Genomic DNA, 25,159 nt, shown 5'->3' on the forward strand with positions numbered 1-25,159 from the left:
GTCCTGTGCACGTCCGGAGTCCCGGATCACGCCTCGGCGCCCACCAGTTCACCGCTCTCCGCCGACGCCAGCACCCGCGCCCCACGGTCGGGCCGGCTGTCCAGGCCGACCAGCAGCCCCGGCACCGCGATGCTCGGCAGCATATGGGCCCACATGACGGAGATCCGCTGTCCGAGGTCCTCCCGCCCGTGCAGCGCCCGGGACATCAACTGGACCCCGGCGAACGCCCCCACCAGCAGATCCGCCGTGTCCCGCGGCTGTACCGTCGGCAGCAACTCGCCCTGCTCCCGGGCCTCCAGGAGCATCCCCGTCAGTTGCTCGCTCCACTGCCTGAACGGTCCCGTGTGATCGACCCCGGGCGGCGCGCACTGGTCCACCGTCAGCCGCACGCTCCCCTTGAGCAGGGAGTTGGTCCGCAGCCGGTGCCCGAAGACGAACGTCATGTCGACGATCTCCTGGAGCTTGCACGGATGCGGCGGCACGGCCCCCAGCGGCAACTGCTCGTCGAGCACCGCCTGGGCGAGGGACTCCTTGGACTGGAAGTGGAAGTACAGGGCGCCTTTGGTGACATCGGCCCGCTCCAGCACCATCGCGATGGTGCTCGCGGCGTACCCGTGCTCGTCGAAGACGGCGCCCGCGGCCTCCACGATCGTCCTGCGTGTCCTGATGGCGCGCTCCTGTCTCGCCACAAGAACCCCTCCCATGAGCCGAGTCGGGTCTCGTCCGGTCTCGATCAGGTCACATTGAAAACAGACCGGAATCCCTCGTACTCTATCGCTCACCGGCACGGGCACCTCGCCGTCCGTCATCGCTGCGGAGGAACCGCTTCGGAGGAACGAGGGGGAGACATGCCAGAGTTGCGGCAGCTGACGGGGTTTCTGTCCGGGGCCGGGCCCCTGACGGCGACCGTACCCCGTGAACTCGTGCACCGCGTGTCCGTCGCGGAGACCCTCCTCACCGGCTGGGCCAGAACAGGACCCGACCGCTTCACCCTCACCGCCCAGTGGCCCCGCGCCCACCAGTTACACGTGTCGCCCGACCGCTCGGCCTATGAGCCGCTCCTGGCCGCAGAAACGGTCCGCCAGTGCGGGGCGCTGCTCGCTCACACCGCCTACCAGGCCCCGATCGGCCATCAGTTCGTCCTCCGGGAACTCCAGGTGGACACCCGCCCCGAACATCTGGCGGTCGGCGCCGGCCCCGCCGAACCCGTCGTCGACATCACCGTCGACGAGGTCCGCCACCGGGCCGGCCGCCCCGCCGCGCTGAGCTACGACGCCGTCGTGCGCCTCGGCCCGGAGCGCGTCGCGACCGGCCGCATCGCCGTGAGCTGGACGAAGGAGGCCGTCTACCGCCGGTTGCGCGGGGGCCGTACCGCCGACGTGGGGGCCCTGCGGCTGCCGCAGCCGCCGCCGACACCGCTGCCGGCCGACACCGTGGGGCGGGCCCTGGACGCCGACGTGCTCCTGTCGCCCGCCGACCGCCCCGACCGCTGGCGGCTCAGGGTCGATACCGCGCACCCCGTTTTCTTCGATCACCCGCTGGACCACATCCCCGGCATGCTCCTCCTGGAGGCCGCCCGCCAGGCCGTACGGGCGCACGGCGGCGCGGACGGCCCGCTGCCCGCGTCCTTCCACGCCACGTTTCACCAGTTCGCCGAGCTCGACCGGCCGGTGTGGATCGAGGTGAGCGGTGCGGGCGGCTCCGACGTACAAGTCGTAGCGCTGCAAGGGGAGTCGGTGGCCTTCACATGCCGGGTGGGTGCCGTCGCAGGGTGAGTTATCGTGTACAGGGAGTTAGAAACAAACGGCATGACCCGTTCTTTTCCGTCACAGGAGTGTGCAGTCGATGCCGAGGCAGTTACGCGCTGAACAGACCCGAGCGACGATCATCACCGCCGCCGCCGATCTGTTCGACCGTCGTGGCTATGAATCGACCAGTCTCAGCGACATCGTCGAGCACGCCCAAGTCACCAAGGGCGCGCTGTACTTCCACTTCGCGGCGAAGGACGACCTCGCCCACGCGATTCTGGAGATACAGTCCCGGACCTCGCGTCAGGTGGCCGGGGACGTGGACGCCCGCGGTTACACCTCCCTGGAGGCGCTGGTCCGGATCACCTTCCAGATAGCGCGGTTGTCGGTCGAGGGGCCCGTGCTGCGGGCCGGACTCCGGCTCGCCACCGGCGGAGTCGAGGTGCGGGCACCGCTGCGGCATCCGTTCACCGAGTGGCTCGACCTCGCGACGGGAAAGCTGCTCGGGGCGGTCAAGGAGTCCGACCTCCACCCGGACACCGACGTGGAGGCGGTGGCGCACTCCCTGGTCTGCTTCTTCGTCGGCACCCGCGTGGTGGGGCCGCATCTGGAGTCCGTGAAGCGGCAGCCGCGGCGGCTCGCCGAGATGTGGCACGTGATGATCCGGGGCCTGGTGCCGGTTCCCCGCCGGGCCCGGTATCTCGCGCTGGTGAGTCAGCTGGAGCAGGAGTCGAGGGCCGGCTGAGAGGTGGTTACAGTCGGCGTATGTCTCCCAGCGCCGCTGTCGTACTCGCCAGTGAACCCGGCTCCTTCCCGCACAGCGTGCTCGCCGAGCGGCACCCCGCGATCATCGCGCAGGTGCGCGAGGCCTTCCCCTACGGCCCCGAGCAGCACCGCGCACTGGACGCGCTGCTCGACAACTGCACCAAGGGTGTGATCGAACCGCTCCCCGGCGGGGCGTGGGGCGAGTGGGGGATCGACACCTACGCCGGGCAGTCCTGGTTCGACGTGCCCTGGCTCTGGTCCGAGAGCTACTTCTACCGCTGGCTCCTCGACGCCGTCGGCTACTTCGCCCCCGGCCCCTGGCAGGGCATCGACCCCTTCCGGCCCGCCAAGCTCACCGAGCTCGACTCCCCGGAGACGGACCAGGAACTGGCCGCGCTGGACGAGCTCGCCTCGCGGCCCGTCGAGGAGCGGGGCGCGGCCCTGCTGCACGGGTCGCTGTGGGGCAACCGCGCCGACCTGGGCTTCCGGCTCTCCGACGACCGGGCCGAGGGACGGGACGCGGTACCCGATCTGGTCGCCGACGACAGCGAACGGCTGTGGGCGCTGCTCGACGGCACCGGCACCCTGTGTCTGATCGCCGACAACGCCGGACGGGAGCTGATCCCCGACCTGCTGCTCCTCGCCCACCTCCTCGAACACGGGCGGATCGAACGGGCCGTGCTGCACGTGAAGCCGTACCCCTACTACGTCTCCGACGCGACGACCGCCGACGTCGTCGACGCGCTGCGCCGGCTGGTGCGGGCGCCGGGGGAGGCCGCGGGGTACGGGCGGCGGCTGTGGGACGCCATGGCGGACGGGCGGCTCGACGTCCGGGCGCACGCGTTCTCCTGTGCCCCGCTGCCGTACGCGGACATGCCGGACGACCTGCGTACGGAGATCGGTGGGGCCGCGCTGACCGTGCTGAAGGGGGACCTCAACTACCGGCGTCTGGTGGGGGACCGGTGGTGGGCGCCGACCACGTCCTTCGCCGAGGTGACCGGGTACTTCCCGGGGCCGGTCGCCGCGCTGCGCACGCTGAAGTCCGATGTCGTCACCGGGCTCGACGCCCGTACGGAGGCCGCGCTGGTCGAGGCGGAGGGGCGGCGCTGGCGGACGGGCGGGACCCACGCGCTCATCCAGGTCCGGCCCTGAGGAGCGTTATGCTGCCGACTTGTACCGGTGGGCTGCCATACGTCCCGCCGACGGGCAGCGAAAGAGGACGTCATTGACCCCGCGGTACCTGAGCAATCCTGGGGAGCCCGTCTACGACGTGGACGCACGATGCTATGTCGACGTCACGGACCCCCGTGACGAGGCCGACCTGCACGACGTGTTCACGGACATCTACCGCACCAACCGCTGGGGTTCCGACGAGACCCGCTCAGGACCGGGCTCCGAATTGCAGCGCATGAAGCGGGTGATAGGCCAACTCGGCGTCCTCATCAAGGACTTGGGCGTCCGGTCGATACTGGACGCGCCCTGCGGCGACTTCAACTGGATGCGGTACGTCGAACTGCACGGCGCCTCCTACCTCGGCGGGGACGTGGTCGCGGAACTCGTGGCGGCCAACCGCGCCAACCACCCGGGTCCCGGGCGGGAGTTCCAGCTGCTCGACTTCACGGCGCAGCCGGTGCCGCGGGTCGACCTCATCATCTGCCGGGACGCCCTTGTGCACTTCTCCTACCAGCACGTGGTGGAGGCGCTGACCCGTTTCCGGGAGAGCGGCTCGCGCTATCTGCTCACCACGACCTTCTCCCGCACCCCGGCCAACACCGATATCGTCACCGGCTGGTGGCGCCCCATCGACCTGTGCAAGGCCCCCTTCGGGCTGCCCGAACCGCTCCAGGTCATCGACGACGACGAGTCGGACGACTTCTACGACGACAAGACGCTCGCGCTGTGGGACCTGAGCCAGATCCCGTCCCACTTCCCGGGCTACGAACCGGCCGCGGCGGAGTCGGGGTCGCGGGGCGGGTGACTTCTGCGGGCCGGGCGGAGCGAACTCGGTTTGCGGCGGGGGTCCTTGTCGGATGCCGCTTCGATTGCGTGATCCCGGGGTGCGGGGGTTCTCGGTCCGCGGCTCGATCCCTGTCCTCGGGGCGATCCCGCTTCCCCGACACGGTCTCGGCCCGCTGGAGACCTCGTGTCGATGCCCTCTCCCTCCTCAGCGCGATCCCCCGTCCGCGGCGCGGTCCTCGTCCTCCGTGTGCAGGCGGGCGAGGGCCTGTTGGGCGGCCAGGGTTCGGGGGTGTCGTAGGCCCAGTACCTCCTCGCAGGCTTCTCGTACCTCCGCGAACTCCGTTCGGGCCTCCGTAAGTTCACCTTTCAGGCACAGCAGGTCGGCGAGGTTGTGGCGGACCGCGAGGGTGCCGGGGTGGCGGAGGCCCAGGGTGTCGACGCAGTCCGCGAGGACCGTGCGGTACTCCGTCTCCGCGCGCTCGACATGGCCGCGCAGATGCAGGACGTGCGCGGCGCCGTGCCGGACCGACAGGGTCAGCAGGTGCTGTTCGCCCAGCACTTCGCGGCGTGCCGCGTACACCTCTCTGAACTCCTGTTCCGCGGCTGCCAGTCGGCCCTGGTCCTTGAGCAGGTCGGCGAGGTTGTGGCGGACCGCGAGGGTGCCGGGGTGGCGGGGGCCCAGGGTGTCGACGCAGTCCGCGAGGACCGTGCGGTACTCGGTCTCCGCCCGGTCGGTGCGGCCCCGCAGGTGCAGGACATGTGCGGCGCCGTGGCGGACCGACAGGGTCAGCAGGTGCTGTTCGCCCAGCACTTCGCGGCGCGCCGCGTACACCTCCCTGAACTCCGTCTCCGCCGCCTCCAGTTGGCCCCGCTCCATCAACAGGTCGGCAAGGTTGTGGCGGACCACCAGCGTGTGCGGGTGCATGTCGCCGAGCAGCCGGCGCTGCACCTCGAAGACCTCCCGGAACTCGGTCTCCGCGTCCCCGGGCCAGCCCCGGTCCCGCAGCACGGTGGCCAGACCGTGCCGGGCGGACACGGTCTCCGGGTGGTCCTCGCCGTACGCGTCCGCGCGCAGCCCGAGCACCGTGCGGAACTCGTGCTCGGCCTCCACGAGCAGGCCCCGGTCACGCAGGACGTCCGCGAGGTCGTGGCGCACGCCGAGGGTGATCGGGTGCCGCTCGCCCAGGACCTCCGCGCACACCCCGAGCGTCTCCCGCAGCTCCTGCTCGGCCTGCCGGAACATGCCGCGCTCGTGCAGCACCTGGGCCATCTCGTGCCGGGTGACCAGGGTGTCGGGGTGGTTCGCGCCGAGTGTCTCCCGGTAGGCGTCCCGCAGCAGGCGGTACTCCTCCTCGGCCTCCGCGAGCAACCCGCGGTACCGAGCCATCCAGGCCACGCCCTTGCGGGCCGCGAGGGTCTGCGGGTCGCGCTCGCCCAGCAGGGTGCGGCGGGTGGCGTGGACGGCGCGGTACTCGGTCTCCGCCTCGATCGGACGGCCCCGGTCGCACAGCAGGTTCGCGAGCGCGTACCGGGCGTCGGCGGTCTCGCCTGCCGCGTCGCCGAACAGGGCCCGGGTGTCCTCCAGGACGGTACGAAGGAGCGACTCGGCCGCCGACAGCCGCCCTCGCTGCTGGAGCAAGTGGGCCGCGGCGGCCCGTACTTCGAGCGCGTCGGGATCCCGCGGGCCGCACGCGAGCACCACCGGCTCGCACGCGTCGAGCACCTCCTCCGCGCGGTCCAGCCAGCCCCGCCGGAACAGATGACGGGCCCCGGCCGCCGCCGCCCGCAGCGCCTTGGAGACCAGCTCGTCCTCGGCCTCGTACGGGTCGCCCATCAGGGCCAGCGGGGCGTCGCAGTGCGGGAGCAGCAGCCGCCAGCGCGGCCAGTCGCGCGGGTCGTCCTCGCTCAGCTCGGCGGTGGCGCACACGACCAGGTCGGCGACGACCGCCGCGTACTCCTCCCAGTGCTCGGCGAGGTCCCGCTGGAGCCGGCCCGCGTCCCGGACCAGCGGGTGCAGCACCAGGGTGCGGGCGTGGTCGTCGCCGCCGGGCGGGGTGTGCAGCTCCACCAGGCCGAAGTCGGCGAGCGCGGTGAGCGCGGTGTACAGCTCCTGGGGGGTGACCCCGGGCAGCAGCGAGGAGGCGGCCAGCCGGTCCGGGCGTAACAGACCGACCAGCGGCACCGGGGCCTCGCCGAGGCAGCACAGCAGCCGCATCAGCGGCCGGGCCTGGACGATGCCCCGCCGCTCCAGGAGGTCCAGGGACAGCTCCCAGGTGCCGGTCACCGGGACGGAGTAGGTGCCGCCCTGCTGACCGGGCGGGCGCTCGTCGAGGAGCTCGGTGAAGCGCTCGTCGAGGGCCACGCGGTAGTCGGCGTACGTCCGCACGGTCGTCGTGCCCGGCCAGGCGGGGAACGCCGAGGCCGCCGCGAGATGCGAGCCCGCGATGCGCAGCGCCAGCGGCAGCCCGCCGAGCCGACGGGTCAGCAGCCGGGCGTCCTCGCGGGAACCGGCCCGCTCCCCGGCGAGGTCCCAGAGCACCTCGGTGGCGTCGTCCTCCTCCAGGGCGTCGACCGAGTGCAGTGTGGCCCAGGGCCCCCAGGTCGTCGGGCTGCTGTCCCGGCTGGTGATCAGCACCAGGCCGGGCAGCTCGGCCGCCGGCCGGATCCAGCCCGTGCCCTCCGCCAACCGGCCGTAGGGCGCGAGGTGTTCGGGCTCGTCGGCATTGTCCACCACCAGCAGCCAGGGGCTCGCGGTGTCGCACAGTCTGCGCCACAGCAGATCGGTCGCGCTCGAACGCCCCGACCAGGCACGGTCGATGAGGTCCGCGGGGGTGCCGAGCGCCGCCACCACCTCGCGCATGCCCGCACTCAGCGCGGCGGGGTTCTTCGCGGTCACCCACCACACGTCGACGTTGAGCGCGGCGGCGTGCGCGGCGATCTCCAGGGCGACCGTGGTCTTTCCGCTGCCGCCCATGCCGTGCAGCACCCGCACACCCGAAGTCGGTTTGCCCACCAGCTGTTTGAGCGTGTCGAGGAGCGGCCCCCGGCCGCGCACCCGGCGGTCGAGCCGGCCCAGCGGAGGCGCGACGGTGAGCGTGCCCGGAGCGCGGGCGGGCTCCAGCGGGGCAGGCGGCTGCTGGACCTGGATGAAGACCGGGCGCGCCATGCCGGAGAACTCCTGGACGAACTCCGTCAGCAGCCCGGACAGGGCGGGGTCCCGGGCCAGCAGAGCGCGCAGGGTGCTGTCCCACTCCTCCCGCTGCTGCCGCAGGATGACCTGCTGCCGCCCCGGAGGCGCGGCGTCCAGTTCCGCCCGCGCGCGGTCCAGCCGCTCCACGTCCTCGCGGCGCAGGAACCGCGCGATCCGGTGCCTGGCCACCTGCCAGGCATCGGTGGTCATCAAGCCCACCATCGTGCCCGCGGCCGCGGCAGCGGTCTGGGTGAACAACTCTGCCCCGAACATCGAGGACCCCCTGTCGGCACACACCTCGACGGTTACGTCCGAACCCCTCTCCCGCTTTCAGGTTCTCATGTCACGCGGACCGAAAGGGACTTGATCCGGTTGGTGTCCGGCTCGGGCTGCCGCACTCCGGGAGGATGCGGGGCGGGATCCGGCCACCCTTTTCGCATTTCTCCAAGGAGTGACGATTCGGCCGACCTTGATGCAGTGATCATGGAAGGCCCGATTCACCCTGGATTCACGCGATGGTGTGATCATGTCCTGTCGTGCGGATGGCGGTTGGGGGCCCTGGGTAGGGCCCGGCTCATGACGCAGCAGCCCTTCGAACTCCCGCACTTCTACATGCCGTACCCCGCGCGGCTGAACCCGCACGTCGACGAGGCGCGGGCCCACTCGACCGCGTGGGCCCGCGAGATGGGCATGCTGGAGGGGTCCGGGATCTGGGAGCAGTCCGACCTCGACGCGCACGACTACGGACTGCTCTGCGCCTACACACACCCCGACTGCGACGGCCCGGCGCTCTCGCTCATCACCGACTGGTACGTGTGGGTGTTCTTCTTCGACGACCACTTCCTGGAGATCTTCAAACGCACCCAGGACCGCGCCGGCGGCAAGGCCTACCTCGACCGACTGCCGCTGTTCATGCCGATGGACCCGTCGACCCCCGTGCCCGAGCCGCGGAACCCGGTCGAGGCGGGCCTCGCCGACCTGTGGACGCGGACCGTGCCGTCGATGTCCGCCGACTGGCGCCGCCGCTTCGCCGTTGCCACCGAGCACCTGCTCAACGAGTCCCTGTGGGAGCTGTCCAACATCAACGAAGGGCGGATCGCCAACCCCGTCGAGTACATCGAGATGCGCCGCAAGGTCGGCGGCGCACCCTGGTCGGCCGGTCTCGTGGAGTACGCGACGGCCGAGGTCCCCGTCGCTGTCGCCGGGACGAGGCCCCTGCGGGTCCTGATGGAGACCTTCTCCGACGCCGTCCACCTGCGCAACGACCTCTTCTCCTACCAGCGCGAGGTCGAGGACGAGGGCGAGCTCAGCAACGGCGTGCTCGTCCTGGAGACCTTCTTCGGCTGCACCACGCAGGAGGCCGCCGACACCGTCAACGACGTCCTCACCTCCCGCCTCCACCAGTTCGAGCACACCGCGCTGACCGAGGTGCCCGCCGTCGCCCTGGAGAAAGGACTCTCGCCGGGCGAGGTGGCAGCCGTCGCCAAGTACACCCAAGGACTCCAGGACTGGCAGTCCGGCGGCCACGAATGGCACATGCGCTCCAGCCGCTACATGAACGCCCGCGCCGAGACCACCTCCCCCTGGCAGAACCTGACCGGCCCCGGCACCTCGGCCGCCGACGTCGCCGCCCTGCTGGCCGCGGCCGGCGCGGAGCGGCTGCGGGCCCACACGCATGTGCCGTTCCAGAAGGTCGGACCCTCCCTGCTGCCCGACTTCCACATGCCGTTCCAGGTCGAGCACAGCCCTCACCTGGCCGGCGCCCGCCCCCGCCTCACCGAGTGGATGCACCGCATGGGCATGCTCCAGGAGGGCGTCTGGGACGAGGGCCGGCTCGCCGCGGCCGACCTCCCGCTGTGCGCCGCGGGCATCGACCCCGACGCGAGCGCCGAGGCCCTAGACCTCAGCTCGCACTGGCTGGCCTGGGGCACCTACGGCGACGACTACTACCCCCTCGTTTACGGCGCCCGCCGCGACCTCGCCGCCGCCCGCCTCACCACCCACCGGCTGTCGCAGTGCATGCCGCTCGACGGCGAGCAGACCCTCGTGCCCGCCAACGGCATGGAACGCGGCCTGATCGACCTGTGGGTCCGCACCACGGCCGAGATGACCCCGGACCAGCGGAGCACGCTCAAGGACTCCGTGAACGCGATGACCGAGAGCTGGGTGTGGGAGCTCGGCAACCAGCTCCACCACCGCGTCCCCGACCCCGTCGACTACCTGGAGATGCGGCGCGCCACCTTCGGCTCCGACCTCACGATGAGCCTGTGCCGGATGGGCCACGGCCCCGCGGTCCCGCCCGAGGTCTACCGCAGCGGACCCGTGCGCTCCCTGGAGAACGCTGCCGTCGACTACGCCTGTCTGCTCAACGACGTCTTCTCCTACCAGAAGGAGATCGAGTACGAGGGCGAGATCCACAACGCGATCCTCGTCGTGCAGAACTTCTTCGGCATCGACTACCCGACCGCGCTGCGGGTCGTCCACGACCTGATGACCCAGCGCATGCAGCAGTTCGAGCACGTCGCCGCCAACGAACTGCCCGTGGTCTACGACGACTTCGGGCTCTCGGAGGAGGCACGCGAGGTGATGCGCGGCTATGTGACCGACCTCCAGCACTGGATGGCGGGCATCCTGCACTGGCACCGCACGGTCGACCGCTACAAGCCCGCCTACCTCGCCGCCCGCACCCACGGCTTCCTCCCGGACAGAAGCCCGACACTGCCGATCGCGGGCTGACGGGAGCCCGGGGCTCCGCGGTCCGCCCGGCTCAGCGCCCCGCCAGGGCCAGGTACAGGCGCCGAGCCCTGGCCGCCTGCACGGGCTCGCCCAGGGTGTCGAACTCGTCGGCGAGGACGCGCAGTTCATCGGTGTCCAGCCGGGTCGGGTCCTCGGCGGAGCGCAACAGGCTCTGGTCGAGTTCGATCGCGTCGAACCGGCGTATCAGCGCGACCAGGGCCAACCCGGTCAGGCCCTGGTCCCGGGCGAGGTCGGTCCAGGTGTACAGCGGTTCTTCGGCGGGATCCTCGCCGAAGAACAGGCGGTCGGTGTCCCGCGCCCACTGTGTCAACTCGGCCGGGTCGGCTCCGGGCGCGGGGATCTCGCTGAGCCCGCACGCCGTGTCGAAGTCGGTCTCCCGCACCTCGTGCAGCAACGGCAGGTCCTCCACCCGGCCGTGCAACCCCACCAGCACCGCGGCCAGGCGCAGTTCGTCCGTCAGCGAGGACCGCGTCTCGTACCGCAGCAACCGCCGCAGCAGCTCCAGGTCCCCCGGCACCCGGTCGAACTGCGCGGCCCGCAGCGCGAGCCGACGCCGTACGCCATCCTCGGCCACCGCCTCCCACACCTCGCGCCCGCCCGCCCGCAGCGCCGCCAGATCGGCGCGACCCGACGCCAGGACCGACTCCCACAGCGCAGGCGGAGGCGGGCCGATCAGGTCGTAGGCACCGCCCTCCTCCGCGTTGAGGAGCACGAAGTCGGGTTCCGTGCGGGACAGGGCGGTGTGCAGCATCCGCACCAGCTCGACCGGCGAACGCTCCGGGAACCCCAGGGCGGACCGCAGTCCGGCCCGCTCCTCGTCCAGAGAGATCCCGCACTCCTCGCGGATCCCCCGCTCCACCTCGGCCACGTGCGCGAGGATCCTCTCCTCACCGTCCTCCGGGGACAGCCGGACGCAGTCGCGCCACCCGGGCAGGCCGATCAGCATCTCCAGTGCCTCATCCACACCGGAGCCGATGATCCCGGCCCCGCCCTCCGAGTCGGCGTACAACACCGAGCCGTCCCCGCACCGGAAGTACGTGCCGCCGGAGTCGTCGCCCGCTATGGCCTCCAGCGGGCCGCCCGAGGCGAGTCGGACCGGCTCGACATGGCCGTACTCGGCGCGCTCAAGGGTGAAGTCGAAGGGGAAGCCGGCCAGTGCGGCCAGCCGGGAGTCCTGCCGGAGCAGCCGCAGGGCGTGTTCGGTCATGTCACAGAACGTAACAGCGCCCACTGACACAGGGACTTCATCGTCGTCCTTCAGTCTCACTCGTTCGTGGCTCGTCGCGCGCCCGTGCGCCGGGTAGTCACTCCCCGGTGGTGATCCAGCCGGAGGCGATCCATGGAACAGACTGCGTTGCGCCCCAAGCCGATGCCCGGTCAGGAGACCGGCGGTGGCAGGAAGCCCGGGGCCGCCCGGCGTCCGCACGCCGCGCGCCGCCGCGGACGCCGGCTCATGACCCTGCTGTTCGGCCTGTTCGTCGCGGCCGTCCTCGTGCTGTCGGGGGTGGGCCTCGGGACCGTGGGTGCCACGGTGATCGGCATGAGCAGACTGGCCGAACTCCAACGACAGGTGGGGATGAGCCCGGACACCCCGGACACCCCGGCGCACCCGAGCCCCTCCCCGTCGTCCGCGGCACCCACGACCGCCCCCTCGACCGCGCCCGCCCTCGCGACGCTCGGTCTGGAGGTCGTGGACGCCGAGAAGGCGGGCGCGCTGGTGGTGGGCGTCCATGTCCCGGGCCCGGGCTATACGGCGGGTCTGGTCCGCGGTGACGTACTGCTCGCGTTCGGCCGCACCCGGATCGACACCGCGAACGACCTCGCACGAGCCGTCGCCGACGCCCGCTCCGGCCGCGAGATCGTCCTCACGGTCCGCCACCGCAGCGGCGGCTACCAGCAGCTGACGGCGGTACCGGGCGTGGTGACATGACCCCTCACGCACGCCGGCCCCGGTGAAAACCTCTGGTCCCCGTCGGGCCCTCGACGTCACGATGGGCGCATGCCGACCACGCTTCTCGCCTTTTTGGGGGCCTGCACCCTCATCGCCGCCTCTCCCGGGCCGAGCACCGTCCTGATCATCAAGCAGTCGCTGCACAGCAGGCGCTCCGGCTTCCTGACCGTGCTCGGCAACGAGACCGGGGTGTTCGTCTGGGGCGTCGTCGCCGCGCTCGGCCTGACCGCGCTGCTGACGGCCTCCGAGATCGCCTACGGCGTGATGCGGATCGTCGGTGCCGTCGTGCTCGTCGGCTTCGGCGTCCAGGCGCTGCGACAGGCCCGCCGCGCCAAGGGGGACACCGGCGGCTCCGAGGGCTGGCAGAGCACCGCCAGGACCGGCTGGGCCGCCTACCGCGCGGGACTGCTCCTCAACCTCGCCAACCCCAAGGCCGCCGTCTTCGCCCTGTCCTTCCTGCCGCAGTTCGTGCCCGAGAGCGCCCCGCACCTACTCACGATGGTCGGGCTCGCGGCGCTCTGGGCGGTCTACGAGATCGGCTACTACGGCCTCTACGTGTGGTTCGTCGGCCGGCTGCGGTCCCTGCTGTCCCGCGCGGGCGTGCGCCGGCGTCTGGAACAGGTCTCCGGAGGCGTACTGCTGCTTCTCGGCGTCCGCATGGCCCTGGAGGGCTGACCCGCCGCGGGCACTTTGCGCGCGCCGCCCGAAAGACGTGTCGACCGGCTCGCGCGCCCCACGCCGTACGGGCAGGATGCTGCCCAAGACCCACACCCGCCCAGGGAGGCCCTGATGACCGGCACCGCAGCGCCCTTCGCCGCCGACGACTACCGGGCCCGCATGGAGCGCGCGGCCCGGTCGGCCGCCGAGGCAGGGCTGGCAGGCCTGCTGGTGGCCCCGGGACCGGACCTGGTGTGGCTCACCGGCTACGCGCCCACCGCCGCCACCGAACGCCTCACCCTGCTGGTCCTCGCGCCCGGCCAGGACCCCGTCCTCGTCGTCCCCACCCTGGAGGCCCCGGACGCCGCCAAGGCCGTCGGCGCGAGCGCCCTGACCCTGCGGGACTGGACCGACGGCAAAGACCCGTACGCCGCCACCGCCGCCCTCCTGGACACCGGCGGCCGGTTCGGGATCAGCGACAACACCTGGGCCATGCATCTGCTGGGCCTCCAGAGGGCACTGCCCGGCACGTCGTACGCCTCGCTCACCGAGGCCCTGCCCATGCTCCGGGCCGTCAAGGACCCGGCGGAGCTGGAGCTCCTGGCAGCCGCGGGAGCGGCCGCCGACGCGGCGTTCGAGGAGATCCGGAAGGTCCCCTTCGGCGGCCGCAGGGAGTCCGAGGTCGCCGCGGACCTCGCCGGTCTGCTGCGTCGCTTCGGTCACTCCCAGGTCGACTTCACCATCGTCGCCTCCGGCCCGAACGGCGCCAACCCGCACCACGAGGTGGGCGACCGGGTCATCGAACGCGGCGACATGGTCGTCCTCGACTTCGGCGGCCTGAGGGACGGCTACGGCTCCGACACCTCCCGCACGGTCCACGTCGGCGAACCCACCGACGAGGAACGCCGGGTGCACGACCTCGTCCGCGCGGCCCAGGAGGCCGGCTTCGCCGCGGTACGGCCCGGAGCGGCCTGCCAGGAGGTGGACCGGGCCGCCCGCGCGGTCATCGCGGACGCCGGGTACGGCGAGTACTTCATCCACCGCACCGGGCACGGCATCGGCGTCACCACGCACGAGCCGCCGTACATGATCGAGGGCGAGGAACAGCCCCTCGTGCCGGGCATGTGCTTCTCCGTGGAGCCCGGGGTCTATCTGCCGGGCCGTTTCGGGGTACGGATCGAGGACATCGTCACGGTCACCGAGAACGGCGGCCGCAGGCTCAACGACACGACCCGCGAGATGGTCATAGTGGACTGACCGGACCCCAGGAGCCCCTCCACCCCTCGAGTGACTACGGCGCGACCATGACCCAGGCACCGACACCCACCGCGGACACGGTCCGCCGGCTGGTCCGTTCCCTGCTCAAGGACACCACGGCCGACGGCGGCGGGCCCGAGGTCCGTCCCGTCGCCGAGAGCGGCACCCCCGCCACCTGGTGGGTCGGCAGCCGCCATGTGCTGCGCCTGTCCGCCGACCGCGCGGCCGCGGCCCGCCGACGCCGCGAACTGCGCCTGCGCGACCTGGTCCGCCCGCACCTCCCCGTCGCGGTGCCCACCAGCGTGGCGCAGGGCGAGTGGGCGCCCGGGCTGGCGTACACGCTGGACACGAAGCTTCCCGGCGGCTCGGCGGAGGAGCACGACGTCTCCGCCGTGGGCGAGGCCGACCTGGCCGGGCTGCTCACCGGACTGCGCGAGGTGCCCGTACGGCAGGCCGAGGCGCTCGGCGTCCCGCGCGTCGCCCCGCGCTCACTGGAGGCGCTGCGCCGGGAGGCCGGCCGGGCCGCCGAGCGCCTGCGCGCGGCCGACGAGTTCGACCCGGCCCGGCTCCAGCAGCTCACCTCGCCCGCCGCGGTCCAGCTCGCCGCCCAGCCGGGCAGCGCGGTCCTCGTGCACCACGCCCTGACCGGCGAACACCTCGTGGTCAGCGCCGACGGCCGGGTGCGGGGCGTCCTCGACTGGACCGACACGGTCGTCGGCGACCCCGCCGAGGACATCGCGGGCCTCGCCCTCGCCGTCGGCGCGCCCGCCGCCGTCCGCGCCGCCACCCTCGCCGGGTACGGCGCCCGTCCCTGCCTGCGCGGCCTCTGGCTCGCCCGCTGCGACACCGTGATCCGCCTCGCCGCGGGCCTGGAACGCCGGGAGGGCGCGCCGCTGGGCCTGCTGAGGACCCGCCTCGGCCGCGCCTGGGAGGCGATCCTGCTGGAACGGGTCACGGAGCTGCGGGACGAGGAGAGGGACGACGCGGAGCTGTAGGAGGCACTCCCTCAGCCGTCTCCACCTGCACTTTTCCCCACCGGGGAGCGCCCGCGCCCGGGCCGGGGAGACGAAGCAGACCCCGTGAGGTCAGGCCTGGAGGAGCACCACGCACGACTCGCCGGGAACATGCAGCACCCCGTCCGCGCCCGGCGTCTCCACCGGCTCCCAGGCCGCCAGGACACGGGCCTCGCGGGGCCCCAGCGGGATGGCGGCCGGCGACTTGGCGAGGTTCACGGCCACCCGGACGTCCCCGCGGCGGAAGGCGAGCCAGCGCTGGTCCTCGTCGTGGGCGACCCTGGTGTCGGCGAGGTCGGGGTCGGTGAGGTCCGGGTGTTCGTGCCGCAGTGCGAGGAGCCGGCGGTACCAGGCCAGCACGCGCGCGTGGGGCTCGCGTTCGGGCTCGGACCAGTCGAGGCAGGAGCGGTCCCGGGTCGCCGGGTCCTGCGGGTCGGGCACGTCCTCCTCGGCCCAGCCGTGCTCGGCGAACTCCCGCCGCCTGCCCCGCCGTACGGCCTCGGCGAGCTCGGGATCGGTGTGGTCGGTGAAGAACTGCCAGGGGGTGCCCGCCGCCCACTCCTCGCCCATGAACAGCATGGGGGTGAAGGGCGCTGTCAGCACCAGCGCCGCCGCACAGGCCGCGAGCCCGGGGGAGAGGGACGCCGCCAGCCGGTCGCCCTGGGCGCGGTTGCCGACCTGGTCGTGGGTCTGGGAGTAGCCGAGCAGCCGGTGCGCCGCCACGCGCGTACGGTCCAGCGGACGCCCGTGGCTGCGGCCCCGGAAGCTGGACCAGGTGCCGTCGTGGAAGTAGCCGCCGGTGAGCGTCTTGGCCAGGGAGGCCAGGGGGGCGCGGGCGAAGTCGGCGTAGTAGCCCTGGGACTCGCCGGTCAGCGCGGTGTGCAGGGCGTGGTGGAAGTCGTCGTTCCACTGCGCGTGCAGTCCGAGTCCGCCCTGCGCGCGGGACGTGATGAGCCGCGGGTCGTTGAGGTCCGACTCGGCGATCAGGAACAGCGGCCGCCCCAGGTCGGCGGCGAGGGCGTCCACGGCCGTCGACAACTCCTCCAGGAAGTGGCACGCGCGGGTGTCCGCCAGCGCGTGCACGGCGTCCAGGCGCAGCCCGTCGATCCGGTAGTCCCGCAGCCAGGAGAGCGCGCTGCCCAGCAGATACGCCCGCACCTCGTCCGAGCCGGGCGCGTCCAGGTTGACCGCGGAACCCCAGGGGGTGTGATGCGTGTCCGTGAAGTACGGCCCGAAGGCGGGCAGGTAGTTGCCCGACGGGCCCAGGTGGTTGTGCACCACGTCCAGGACGACCCCGAGGCCCAGTTCGTGCGCCCGGTCCACGAAACGCTTCAGGGCCTCGGGGCCGCCGTAGGGCTCGTGGACGGCCCACAGGGAGACCCCCTCGTAGCCCCAGCCGTGCCGCCCGGGGAAGGGGCACAGGGGCATCAACTCGACGTGGGTCACGCCGAGTTCGACGAGGTGTTCGAGGCGGGCGGCGGCCGCGTCCAGCGTGCCCTCGGGCGTGTAGGTGCCCACGTGCAGCTCGTACAGGACCGCGCCCGGCAGGGGGCGGCCCGCCCACCGGGTGCGCCAGGCGTGGCGCTCGTGCTCGACGACCGCGCTGAGCCCGTCCGGGCCGTCCGGCTGGCGCCGCGAGCGCGGATCGGGCAGCACCGGACCGTCGTCCAGCGCGAAGCCGTACCGGGTGCCGTCCGCGGCCTCCGCCTCGGTCCACCACCATCCCGCGCGGTCCGGATCGCGCTCCAACGCGCGCGTGGCGCCCTCGTAGTGGAGCGTCACACGGGCGGCCTGCGGTGCCCACACCTCGAACTGCACGGCGGTCCCCTTCGTCGCTCACCGGGATGTAGCCCGTCCATGGTCCTTCAAACGCGATCAATCCGCCTCGTAATCAGCCCCTTTGCGTCAGGTGTCGTCAGGTGCGCGCGCGGGGCGGCCGTTGTCTCGTTTTCTGGACACCCGGGGTTCACTGCCCGACAATCACCAACGTGACGTCGTCCTTCGAGTTCAACACGTACCCCGCGCGGCTCTCCGACGTGGAGCGCGACAAGGCGCTGAAGGTGCTCCGTGACGGCGTCGCCATGGGCCGCCTGTCGCACGACACGTTCGTGCGCCGCATGGAACTGGCCCTCATCGCCCGCAGGTCCGACGAACTCGCCGCGCTCACCGCCGACCTGCCCCAGGAGAACCGCCTCTCCCGGCTGGTGTTCGGCACCGTCGAGGCGGTCTCCGGCTTCACCGTACGGCTGCGCAGGGCGTGGCAGGCCGAGCGCCTGCCCAAGCTGCTGCTGCCGCACCCCGGCAGCGGTCACGCGCTGCGCATAGGCCGGGATCCCGCGAACGGCCTCAGGCTGACCCACGAGACGGTCTCCCGCGTGCACGCCGAACTCAGCCGGCAGGGCGGCATGTGGGTGCTGCGCGATCTCGGCTCCACCAACGGCACCACCGTCAACGGCCGTCGGGTCATCGGCGCCGCCGTCGTCCGGGAGGGCGACCAGGTCGGGTTCGGGCGGATGGCCTTCCGGCTCGCGGTCAACTGAGCCCAAGCTCACCTCTGGCCTGGGCTTTACGTGCCGTCGCGGCCCAAAGCCCTTTCCTTCGCACGGTGTTGACGTACCCCCCAACTCGTGACTGACTGTGCGTACACCATGCACACCAGGTGAACCGACGGCACCACATTGTGGAGGTGTGCCCTGCAGCCCCTCCTCCGTTACCCGACCGTCGACGAGCTGGGCGCCCGGGCCGCGGCGCTCGTCGCCCGCCATCCCGCGGACGCCCGGCTGCGCCGGGTCGGCACCTCACGCGCGGGCAACCCGCTGTGGCTGCTCTCCGTCGGCCACGGCAGCCGCCAGGCCCTCGTCGTCGCCGGACCGCACGCCAACGAGCCGGTGGGCGGCGGCACCGTTCTCAGACTCGCCCAGCGCGCCCTGGCCGACCCCCGGCTCACCGCCGGGACCGACGCCACCTGGAACCTCCTGCTCTGCCTCGACCCCGACGGCCTGCGCCGCAACGAAGGCTGGCTGCGCGGCCCGTACTCCCTCGACCGCTACTTCCGGAACTTCTTCCGGCCCGGCTTCGGCGAACAGCCGGAGTGGCTCCCGGACGGCGCGGAGGCCGCCGCGCTCCCGGAGACCCGCACCCTCCTCGCCCTCCAGGACGAGCTGCGCCCCTTCCTCCAGTGCTCCCTGCACGGCGTCGACGTCGGCGGCGGCTTCGTCGAACTCACCCGCGACCTGCCCGGCATCGCCCGGCACGTCGCCCATGCCGCCGCCCAGCTGCACATCCCGCGCGAGTTCGGCCCGTACGACACGCTCTACTGGCCGTGTCTGGGCCCCGCCGTCTACCGGATCCCGCCGCCCCGCCGCGGCGACCTGGCCGCCGCCATAACGGAAGCCGCCGTCGAGTCGACCTGGTACCACCCGCACCCGTACGGCACCGTGACCGCCGTCGTCGAGGCGCCCATGTGGGGCGTGGCCGCCGTCGAGGACGCCGGCCTGCCCCCCGACGCGGCCGCGGTGCTGCGGACCGTCAGCCACACCCTGCGTCACGACGCGCGGCTCCTGGAGGACGTCCTGGCGCGGATCCGTCCGCAGGTCTCGGGTGCCCCGGACGCGGCGCGGCTGCTCGCCCCGGTCGAGGACTATTTACTGGTCTGCCCGGGGCTCGCCGACGCCTGGGACCCCGACGTCACCGACGGCGGCCGCCCGCTGCCCCCGCTCAGCTCCGGCCACCTGGCCGCACTGCGCATCGCGGGCCGGCGCCTGGCCCTGCGCACCGCAGGACTGCTGCACCAGCTCGTCACCCGCGCGGGCGCGGGCCCGGCCGGCGCGCTGCCGGAGCTGGACCGGCTCATCGACGTCTGGTGCGCCGACTACCGCGAGGGCTGCGGGGCCCGCTGGATCCCGGTCCCGCGCCAGATCGAGTACCAGTCCCGGGTCGTGCTCGCCGCCTTCGAGCTCGCCGCACGGCACGCGCCCGCGCGCTCCCGTTCGGGTGAGTCCGGGTGGGGATCCGAGGCCGCCGTGCCGATGCATCGGGAATGATGCACACCACCACAGCCACAGCACCGCGACGAGCGGCCCGCGCGGGTCTGACGGCGGCCGCCCTGCTGCTGGCCGCCGCGGCCCCCGCCTCGGCCGAGGCCCGGTCCGGCGGCGACTACCTCTACCTCATGGTCACCAAGGGCGACAGCCGCTCCAGCGACACCCGCGGCACCCTCCTGCTGTGCGACCCGCCCCAGGGCCACGGCCGCGCCACCGAGGCCTGCGCCCAGCTCGCCGCCGCGGGAGGCGACATTGGCGCCCTCCCGGCCGCCGACGTCTACTGCCCGATGCTCTACGCGCCGGTCACCGTGCAGGCGAGCGGACAGTGGAACGGCCGGCCGGTCGAGTACCGGGAGACCTTCTCGAACGGATGCGTGATGGCGGCGCGCACCGGGGCGGTGTTCGCACTGGAGAGCTGACGGCAGGCAGCACCGCGCACGCGGGCACGTGCGGGGCGTCGCCCTCAGCCCGCCCGTCCACGCGCGTGCAGCGCCACCGCCACGACCGTGCGGGCCTGGTGCTCCACCTGGTGCTCCAACGGCACCCAGCGGGCCCGGAAACGCCCCGCGAAGGAGTCGCTCCAGGCCCGGACGAGCCGTTCCAGACGCGGTGCGGCACGGTCGTCGGTCTCCTTCAGGACCCGCAGCAGCATGGCCGCCGCCCGCAGCGGCAGCCGCCGGGAGAACGCGTCCACACTCCCGATGTACGCCTTGGTGTCGTCGGCGGGGCGGGTGTGGACCCAGTCCGCGGCCAGCCCCGGCACCAGCTCCAGGCCCCAGGTGGCCGCCCGCAGCAACGGCCCGTCGGCGCCCTCCAGACGCGGCCGCGCGTCCGCCAGCACCCGCTCCACGGCCCGCGCCTGTCGCAGCAGCCGGTCCGCCAGCCACCGCATCGCCGCCGCCGGTGCCGGATGCCGCGCCGGATCGTCCACCAGGTCGCTCGCCCACATCGGCACCTCGACGACCGCGGTCAGACCGCCGTGGCGGTGCGCGTGGTACCAGGTGCTGCGCCGCGCGTCGTCCGGCATGCTCGGGTACGCCGCCCCCGCACCCGGCGCCGGCATCACATGCACCCCCGGCCCCGACGCCGGCCAGCCCGCCGCGTCCGAGGCGCCGGTCTCCACCGGAATGTGCAACTCCGCCGCGGACTTGGCGAACGGCTCGGCGAGACCGGGGACGTCCTTCGTCAACTGCACCCAGCTGCCGCCCAGATCGGTGCCGTGCAGGGTCACCTGGACGTAGGGCCGCAGCTCGTCGATCAACGCGGTCAGCGCGCGGGTCTCGGGCGGCAGCCGGTCGGGCGGGAGCATCGCCGGCGCCCACTCCGGCTGCTCCTCGCCGGCCGGCCGGAAGAAGCCGAGGTGGTAGTCGAACAGGCTGCGCGGGGCCGGGGTGACATGGAGGCTCGCCCCGTCGGGATCCGCGCACAGCAGGAAGTGCCAGGAGGTGTCGGCCCGCAACTTCCGCTCGGCCAGCACCCGTTCCGCCACCGCCAGGGCCGCGGGGCCGCCGGCCTGTTCGTTGGCGTGGGCGCCCGCGACCACCAGGACGGCCCGCGGGGAGTTGCCGACGGACAGCACGTGCAGGGGCCGGCCCGCGCGCGAGACCCCCACCTTCCGCAGTCGGCAGACGCCGGGCCACCTTGCGGTCAACGCCCGTGCGGACAGGACAAGTTCGGTCACCGTGGGGTAGCGCAGCTCCGGCAGGAGACTCACCCCCGACACGTCCGACCGGCCTCGCAATCCGCAGTACCCCACGGTCTGGTTGACCTGTCAAGAACACCGAGGGGGAGGCTCCAGGGGGCGCCCAGAGGCATTTACCGCCAGCAGGCAGGACCGCGACTGCCGACGGGTCCCTCACGCCCCCGTGCCCGCAGCAGCGGCCCCTGTGCCCGCAGTCGGCCTCCGCCTCCGGCCCCGCAGCAGTGGCCCGAGGGCCCGCAGTTCGCCCCCGCCTCCGCCCCCGCAGCAGCGTCCCCGGCTCACTGCTGGTGCAGCCCGCGCCCGGCCAGCGTCAGGAAGGCCTCGCCGACCGCCTCCGAGAGCGTCGGATGCGGGTGGACATGCCGGGCCACGTCGGCGGGTTCGGCGTCCCAGCCGACGATCAGCTGGCTCTCGGCGACCATTTCCGACACCTGCGGCCCCACCAGATGCACCCCGAGGACCCGGCCGCCGCCCGCCTCCGCGACGACCTTCACCATCCCGCCCCGACCGTGCACCATCCCCTTGGCCACCGCGGTCAACGGCATGACGTTGACGGCGACTTCGTGCCCACGCGCGCGTGCCTCCGCCTCACCCAGGCCCACGGACGCGGTCTGCGGCGAGGAGTAGGTGACCCGCGGCACCGCCGCGTAGTCCACCGGCGCGGACGGCAGCCCCGCCAGCGTCTCGGCCACCAGCAGGCCCTCCGCGAAGGACGCGTGCGCCAGCCCGAGCGACGGCGGCGGCAGCAGGTCGCCCACGACATGGATCCCGGGCACCGCCGTCTCCAGCCGCGCCCAGTCAGCCGGTACGACGAAGCCGCGCGCGTCCGTCGACAGACCCGCGGCGCCCAGGTCCAGGCCCTCGGTCACCGGAGCCCGCCCGACGGCCACGAGGAGACGCTCCGCCTCGACCTCCAGCGTCTCGCCCCGGGCCGTACGCACGCGTGCGCGTACGCCGTCGTCGAGGACCTCGGCGTCCAGGAACCGGGCGCCCGCCCGCACCTCGACGCCCCGCTTCTTCAGCCCCCGCGTCAGGTGCCGGCTCACGTCCGCGTCCTCCAGCGGCACGATCCGGTCGGCGGCCTCCACGAGGGTGACCTCGGCGCCCATGGACCGGTGGAACGACGCGTACTCCACGCCGATCGCGCCGCCGCCGAGCACCAGCACCGACTCCGGGAGCCCCGGCGCGAACAGGGCGTCGTCGCTCGTCACCACACGCCGGCCGTCCGGCACGAGCCCCGGGAGCGTGCGCGGGCGTGAGCCGGTCGCGAGGACGATGCCCCGGCGTGCCGTGAGGGCGTGCACGCCGTCGTCGACCTGGTCGGCCCGTACGTCCTCCACCCGCACCGTGCGCGGCCCCGTCAGCCGTGCGGAGGCGCGTACCACCCGCACCCCCGCGTGCGCGAGATGCGCCTCCACGCCCCGGTGGTTGCGCGTCACGATGTCGTCCCGGGTGGCCACCAGCGCCGGCCAGTCCACGGTGTCCAGCGTCGCCTTCACCCCCCAGCGCTCGCGCGCCTCGGCGATGCCGTCGACGAGTTCGGCCGCGTGCAGCATCGCCTTGCTCGGGATGCAGCCGCGGTGCAGACAGGTGCCGCCGATCTTGTCGCGCTCGACGAGCACGACCTCCAGACCGAGGGCCGCGGCGCGCAGGGCGGTGCTGTACCCGCCGGTGCCGCCGCCGATGACGATGACGTCCGCTGTGTCCATGCCGCCCAGCGTCCGCCCGCTCCTCGCCATGAGTCCAAGGCAATATTCTTGTGAAAGCCATGCACGATGTTTATGGGCGATGTTTTTGTGCGGAGGGGCCTGCGATGAGCCTGCGGCAGATGGAGTACTTCCTGACGGTCGTGGAGGAGGCGTCGTTCACCCGGGCGGCGGAGATCCTGCATGTCACCCAGCCCGCCCTCTCCCACCAGATCAAGGCGCTGGAGCGGTCGGTCGGCGGCGCGCTCCTGGAGCGCCTGCCGCGCGGGGTGCGTCTGACGCCGATGGGGCGCGCCTTCCGGCCGCACGCCGAGGTGGCCGTCCGCGGCGCCGCCCAGGCCCGCCGCGCGGCCCGTGCCGCCGCCGGGGCCGAGGGCGGCGAACTGCACATCGCGGCCGTCCACTCCGTCGCCGTCGGCGTCCTCCCCGACGTGTGCGCCCGCTGGAGCGCCGAGCACCCCGGTGTCCTGCTGCACCTGCACGAGTACGCCACCTCCGAGGCCCTGGAGGAGGCGGTGGAGCGCGGCACCGCCGACCTGGCGGTCGGTCCCGCCCCCGCCCATCGGCCCGCGACCGTCGTGCCGGTGGGCGAGGAGGAGATCGTCCTCGCCGTCCCCTTCGACGACCGCTTCGCGGGCCGCACCACCGTCACCCTGCCCGAACTCGCCGACCGTGCCTGGATCCGCTGCGCCATGGAGCCCGTCGTCCACGGCGAGCGCTTCCTCGACTGGGCGTGCGGTCGGGCCGGTTACCAGCCGCGCACCGCCGTATGGACCGAGCACACCTCGACCGCCGTACGGATGGCGGCTGCCGGGGTCGGTGTGTGCGCCGCGCCCTCGCACATCGTGCGCTCGGCGGTCGGCGAGGACTGCGTGGTCCTCTCGCACGACCCGGCCTGGAAACGCCCGATGACGGTCTTCGCGCGCGTGCCGCTCACCGGCGCCGCGGAGGCCTTCACGGACCTCCTCCACAGAACCTGGCAGCCTGTCACTGTGTGATCACCGGCATGCGTGTCCCGGCGTCGGCCGTGGCCGAGTCGGTTGCCGAGCGGCCCCGTCGGCGAAGGTCAGGTGGGCAGGCCCGTGGCGCGGGAGATGACCGTGTCGAAGGCGCGGTCGGGCACGATCCGGCGCAGGGTGATGAGGGGGCGGGCGCCGAAGCCGGTGGCGTAGCGGGTTTTGGGCTTGGGGGCGGTGACGGCCTTGCCGATCGCGTCGGCGATGACCTGCGGCGGCGAGTTGCGCTTGGCGTTGGCCTCGGAGCGCAGCGAGGAGGCCACGGCGTGGGCCTGCTTGGCGTAGGCGCCCCCGGCGGAGGACTTCTCCAGCTGGTCGGCGGCGATGGCGCCCCACTCGGTGGCGATGCCGCCGGGCTCGATGACGACGACGTCGATGCCGAAGGGCTTGACCTCCAGGCGCAGGCAGTCGCTGAGGGCTTCGAGGGCGAACTTGGTGCCGTGGTACCAGCCGCCGAGCGGGGTGTAGATCTTGCCGCCCATGGAGGTGATGTTGACGATCCTGCCGGAGTGCTGGGCGCGCATGTGCGGCAGGGCGAGCTGGACCAGACGCATGGCGCCGAAGACGTTGACCTCGAACTGGCGGCGGGCCTCGTCCATCGGGACGTCCTCGATGGCGCCGTAGGAGCCGTAGCCGGCGTTGTTGACCAGCACGTCGATACGGCCGGTGTCGGCGACGATGCGGTCGATGCCGGCGACCATGGAGGCGTCGTCGGTGACGTCCATGGCCAGCGGGCGGATGCCGCGGTCGGCCAGCTTCTGGAGGCGGTCGGTGCGGCGGGCGGCACCGTAGACGGTGCACCCCAGGGACTGGAGCTTGAGGGCGGTGGCCTCACCGATGCCGGAGGAGGCACCGGTGACGAGAGCGGTCTTGGCGGTCATGGGGACTTCCCGTCGGAGTAAGATGAACTTCAGTTCATCATCCATCATGGACCCTGGTCACGTTCATGCAAGTCGAGACGCCCACCGCAGGAGTACCCATGGCCCAGACCCGAACACCGCGTGCCGACGCGGTCCGCAACCGCAAGAAGATCCTCGACGCGGCCCGCGAACAGATCACCCTGCGCGGCCCCGACGCCGGCATGGACGAGATCGCCTCCGCCGCCGGCGTCGCCGTGGGCACCCTCTACCGCCACTTCCCGACCAAGACCGACCTGGTCGCCGCGGTGGTCGCCGAATACACCACGCACGTCGCCGAAGCCGCCGAGGCCGCCCGTGAGCGCCTCGCCACCGGTTCCCGGGCCGTCGACGAGATCACCGCCTTCCTCGCCGGCGTCACCGAGGCGATCGCCGTCAACCACGCCGTCAAGGCGGCCGCCCGCGCCCTCGGCGCCGACCCCGTCGACCGGGACGCCGAAGCCCGCGCCGGCGCCGCACTGGCCGCGCTGATCCAGGC

Annotated in this window: 21 protein-coding genes; 14 read left to right on the forward strand and 7 right to left on the reverse strand. The window is 72.9% G+C overall.

Going from position 1 to position 25,159, the window contains the following annotated elements; genetic code table 11:
• Positions 1 to 26 precede the first annotated feature (26 nt).
• Positions 27 to 689, reverse strand: a complete 663-nt coding sequence (locus ACFULQ_RS10260; RefSeq protein WP_383540842.1) for a ScbR family autoregulator-binding transcription factor — start codon at positions 687 to 689, stop codon at positions 27 to 29.
• A gap of 159 nt (positions 690 to 848) precedes the next feature.
• Between ACFULQ_RS10260 and ACFULQ_RS10265 the strand changes: the two genes are divergently transcribed.
• From ACFULQ_RS10265 to ACFULQ_RS10280, 4 genes are all read left to right on the forward strand, one after another.
• On the forward strand, positions 849 to 1,775 hold the full coding sequence (locus tag ACFULQ_RS10265; RefSeq protein WP_383540845.1) for a ScbA/BarX family gamma-butyrolactone biosynthesis protein: 927 nt from the start codon (positions 849 to 851) through the stop codon (positions 1,773 to 1,775).
• 70 nt (positions 1,776 to 1,845) lie between these two features.
• The gene (locus tag ACFULQ_RS10270) at positions 1,846 to 2,493 is read left to right on the forward strand and encodes a ScbR family autoregulator-binding transcription factor (protein ID WP_383540848.1); all 648 of its coding nucleotides are present in this window, start codon (positions 1,846 to 1,848) and stop codon (positions 2,491 to 2,493) included.
• Positions 2,494 to 2,513: 20 nt separating this feature from the next.
• Positions 2,514 to 3,665, forward strand: a complete 1,152-nt coding sequence (locus ACFULQ_RS10275; RefSeq protein WP_383540851.1) for a damage-control phosphatase ARMT1 family protein — start codon at positions 2,514 to 2,516, stop codon at positions 3,663 to 3,665.
• Positions 3,666 to 3,738: 73 nt separating this feature from the next.
• Entirely contained in the window at positions 3,739 to 4,491 is a 753-nt protein-coding gene (locus ACFULQ_RS10280) for a class I SAM-dependent methyltransferase (RefSeq protein WP_383540854.1), read from the forward strand.
• Between the two features lie 186 nt (positions 4,492 to 4,677).
• On the opposite strand, the gene ACFULQ_RS10285 is transcribed toward ACFULQ_RS10280, so the two are convergent.
• Positions 4,678 to 7,872, reverse strand: coding sequence for a tetratricopeptide repeat protein (locus tag ACFULQ_RS10285; protein ID WP_383540856.1), 3,195 nt, complete (start codon positions 7,870 to 7,872; stop codon positions 4,678 to 4,680).
• Positions 7,873 to 8,238: 366 nt separating this feature from the next.
• Between ACFULQ_RS10285 and cyc2 the strand changes: the two genes are divergently transcribed.
• Positions 8,239 to 10,398 carry a germacradienol/geosmin synthase Cyc2 gene (gene cyc2 / locus ACFULQ_RS10290; protein WP_383540858.1) on the forward strand — a complete coding sequence of 720 codons (2,160 nt, stop codon included), beginning with the start codon at positions 8,239 to 8,241 and terminating at the stop codon, positions 10,396 to 10,398.
• Positions 10,399 to 10,429: 31 nt separating this feature from the next.
• Here cyc2 and ACFULQ_RS10295 read toward each other — a convergent pair whose 3' ends face one another.
• A complete protein-coding gene (locus ACFULQ_RS10295; protein ID WP_383540860.1) occupies positions 10,430 to 11,626 on the reverse strand; it encodes a hypothetical protein in 1,197 nt (398 codons plus the stop codon).
• A gap of 132 nt (positions 11,627 to 11,758) precedes the next feature.
• Here ACFULQ_RS10295 and ACFULQ_RS10300 point away from each other — a divergent pair, with 132 nt between their 5' ends.
• The 4 genes from ACFULQ_RS10300 to ACFULQ_RS10315 all read left to right on the forward strand — a co-directional run bounded on the left by ACFULQ_RS10300 (position 11,759) and on the right by ACFULQ_RS10315 (position 15,279).
• The gene (locus ACFULQ_RS10300) at positions 11,759 to 12,349 is read left to right on the forward strand and encodes a PDZ domain-containing protein (protein ID WP_383540863.1); all 591 of its coding nucleotides are present in this window, start codon (positions 11,759 to 11,761) and stop codon (positions 12,347 to 12,349) included.
• Positions 12,350 to 12,418: 69 nt separating this feature from the next.
• Positions 12,419 to 13,045 (forward strand): LysE family translocator, encoded by a 627-nt coding sequence (locus tag ACFULQ_RS10305; RefSeq protein ID WP_383540866.1) that lies wholly within the window; start codon positions 12,419 to 12,421, stop codon positions 13,043 to 13,045.
• A gap of 114 nt (positions 13,046 to 13,159) precedes the next feature.
• A complete protein-coding gene (locus ACFULQ_RS10310) occupies positions 13,160 to 14,284 on the forward strand; it encodes an aminopeptidase P family protein (protein ID WP_383540869.1) in 1,125 nt (374 codons plus the stop codon).
• A gap of 47 nt (positions 14,285 to 14,331) precedes the next feature.
• A complete protein-coding gene (locus ACFULQ_RS10315; protein WP_383540872.1) occupies positions 14,332 to 15,279 on the forward strand; it encodes an aminoglycoside phosphotransferase family protein in 948 nt (315 codons plus the stop codon).
• Positions 15,280 to 15,369: 90 nt separating this feature from the next.
• Here ACFULQ_RS10315 and treZ read toward each other — a convergent pair whose 3' ends face one another.
• Positions 15,370 to 17,115, reverse strand: a complete 1,746-nt coding sequence (gene treZ / locus ACFULQ_RS10320) for a malto-oligosyltrehalose trehalohydrolase (protein WP_383540875.1) — start codon at positions 17,113 to 17,115, stop codon at positions 15,370 to 15,372.
• Positions 17,116 to 17,285: 170 nt separating this feature from the next.
• Here treZ and ACFULQ_RS10325 point away from each other — a divergent pair, with 170 nt between their 5' ends.
• The 3 genes from ACFULQ_RS10325 (at position 17,286) to ACFULQ_RS10335 (ending at position 19,759) form a co-directional block, all read left to right on the forward strand.
• Positions 17,286 to 17,837, forward strand: a complete 552-nt coding sequence (locus ACFULQ_RS10325) for an FHA domain-containing protein (RefSeq protein WP_383540878.1) — start codon at positions 17,286 to 17,288, stop codon at positions 17,835 to 17,837.
• A 138-nt stretch (positions 17,838 to 17,975) separates the two neighbouring features.
• On the forward strand, positions 17,976 to 19,340 hold the full coding sequence (locus ACFULQ_RS10330; RefSeq protein ID WP_383540881.1) for a M14 family zinc carboxypeptidase: 1,365 nt from the start codon (positions 17,976 to 17,978) through the stop codon (positions 19,338 to 19,340).
• Positions 19,337 to 19,759 carry an SSI family serine proteinase inhibitor gene (locus tag ACFULQ_RS10335; protein WP_383540884.1) on the forward strand — a complete coding sequence of 141 codons (423 nt, stop codon included), beginning with the start codon at positions 19,337 to 19,339 and terminating at the stop codon, positions 19,757 to 19,759. Before ACFULQ_RS10330 ends, ACFULQ_RS10335 begins: the two co-directional genes overlap by 4 nt.
• Before the next feature lie 44 nt (positions 19,760 to 19,803).
• On the opposite strand, the gene ACFULQ_RS10340 is transcribed toward ACFULQ_RS10335, so the two are convergent.
• Both ACFULQ_RS10340 and lpdA read right to left on the reverse strand, forming a co-directional pair.
• Complete coding sequence (locus ACFULQ_RS10340) at positions 19,804 to 21,054, reverse strand: M14 family zinc carboxypeptidase (protein WP_383540886.1); 1,251 nt, start codon at positions 21,052 to 21,054, stop codon at positions 19,804 to 19,806.
• A gap of 266 nt (positions 21,055 to 21,320) precedes the next feature.
• Entirely contained in the window at positions 21,321 to 22,751 is a 1,431-nt protein-coding gene (gene lpdA, locus ACFULQ_RS10345; RefSeq protein ID WP_383540888.1) for a dihydrolipoyl dehydrogenase, read from the reverse strand.
• A gap of 104 nt (positions 22,752 to 22,855) precedes the next feature.
• Here lpdA and ACFULQ_RS10350 point away from each other — a divergent pair, with 104 nt between their 5' ends.
• Positions 22,856 to 23,746: a LysR substrate-binding domain-containing protein gene (locus tag ACFULQ_RS10350; protein ID WP_383540890.1), complete on the forward strand. Its 891-nt coding sequence runs from the start codon at positions 22,856 to 22,858 to the stop codon at positions 23,744 to 23,746.
• A 68-nt stretch (positions 23,747 to 23,814) separates the two neighbouring features.
• Here ACFULQ_RS10350 and ACFULQ_RS10355 read toward each other — a convergent pair whose 3' ends face one another.
• Complete coding sequence (locus tag ACFULQ_RS10355) at positions 23,815 to 24,645, reverse strand: oxidoreductase (protein WP_383540893.1); 831 nt, start codon at positions 24,643 to 24,645, stop codon at positions 23,815 to 23,817.
• A gap of 98 nt (positions 24,646 to 24,743) precedes the next feature.
• On the opposite strand from ACFULQ_RS10355, the gene ACFULQ_RS10360 reads away from it, so the two are divergent.
• Positions 24,744 to 25,159, forward strand: a 416-nt coding sequence (locus ACFULQ_RS10360) for a helix-turn-helix domain-containing protein (RefSeq protein WP_383540896.1), incomplete at its 3' end; no start/stop codon positions are given.

This window comes from Streptomyces sp. NPDC057253, assembly GCF_042669125.1.
In the GTDB taxonomy this organism is placed as follows: domain Bacteria; phylum Actinomycetota; class Actinomycetes; order Streptomycetales; family Streptomycetaceae; genus Streptomyces.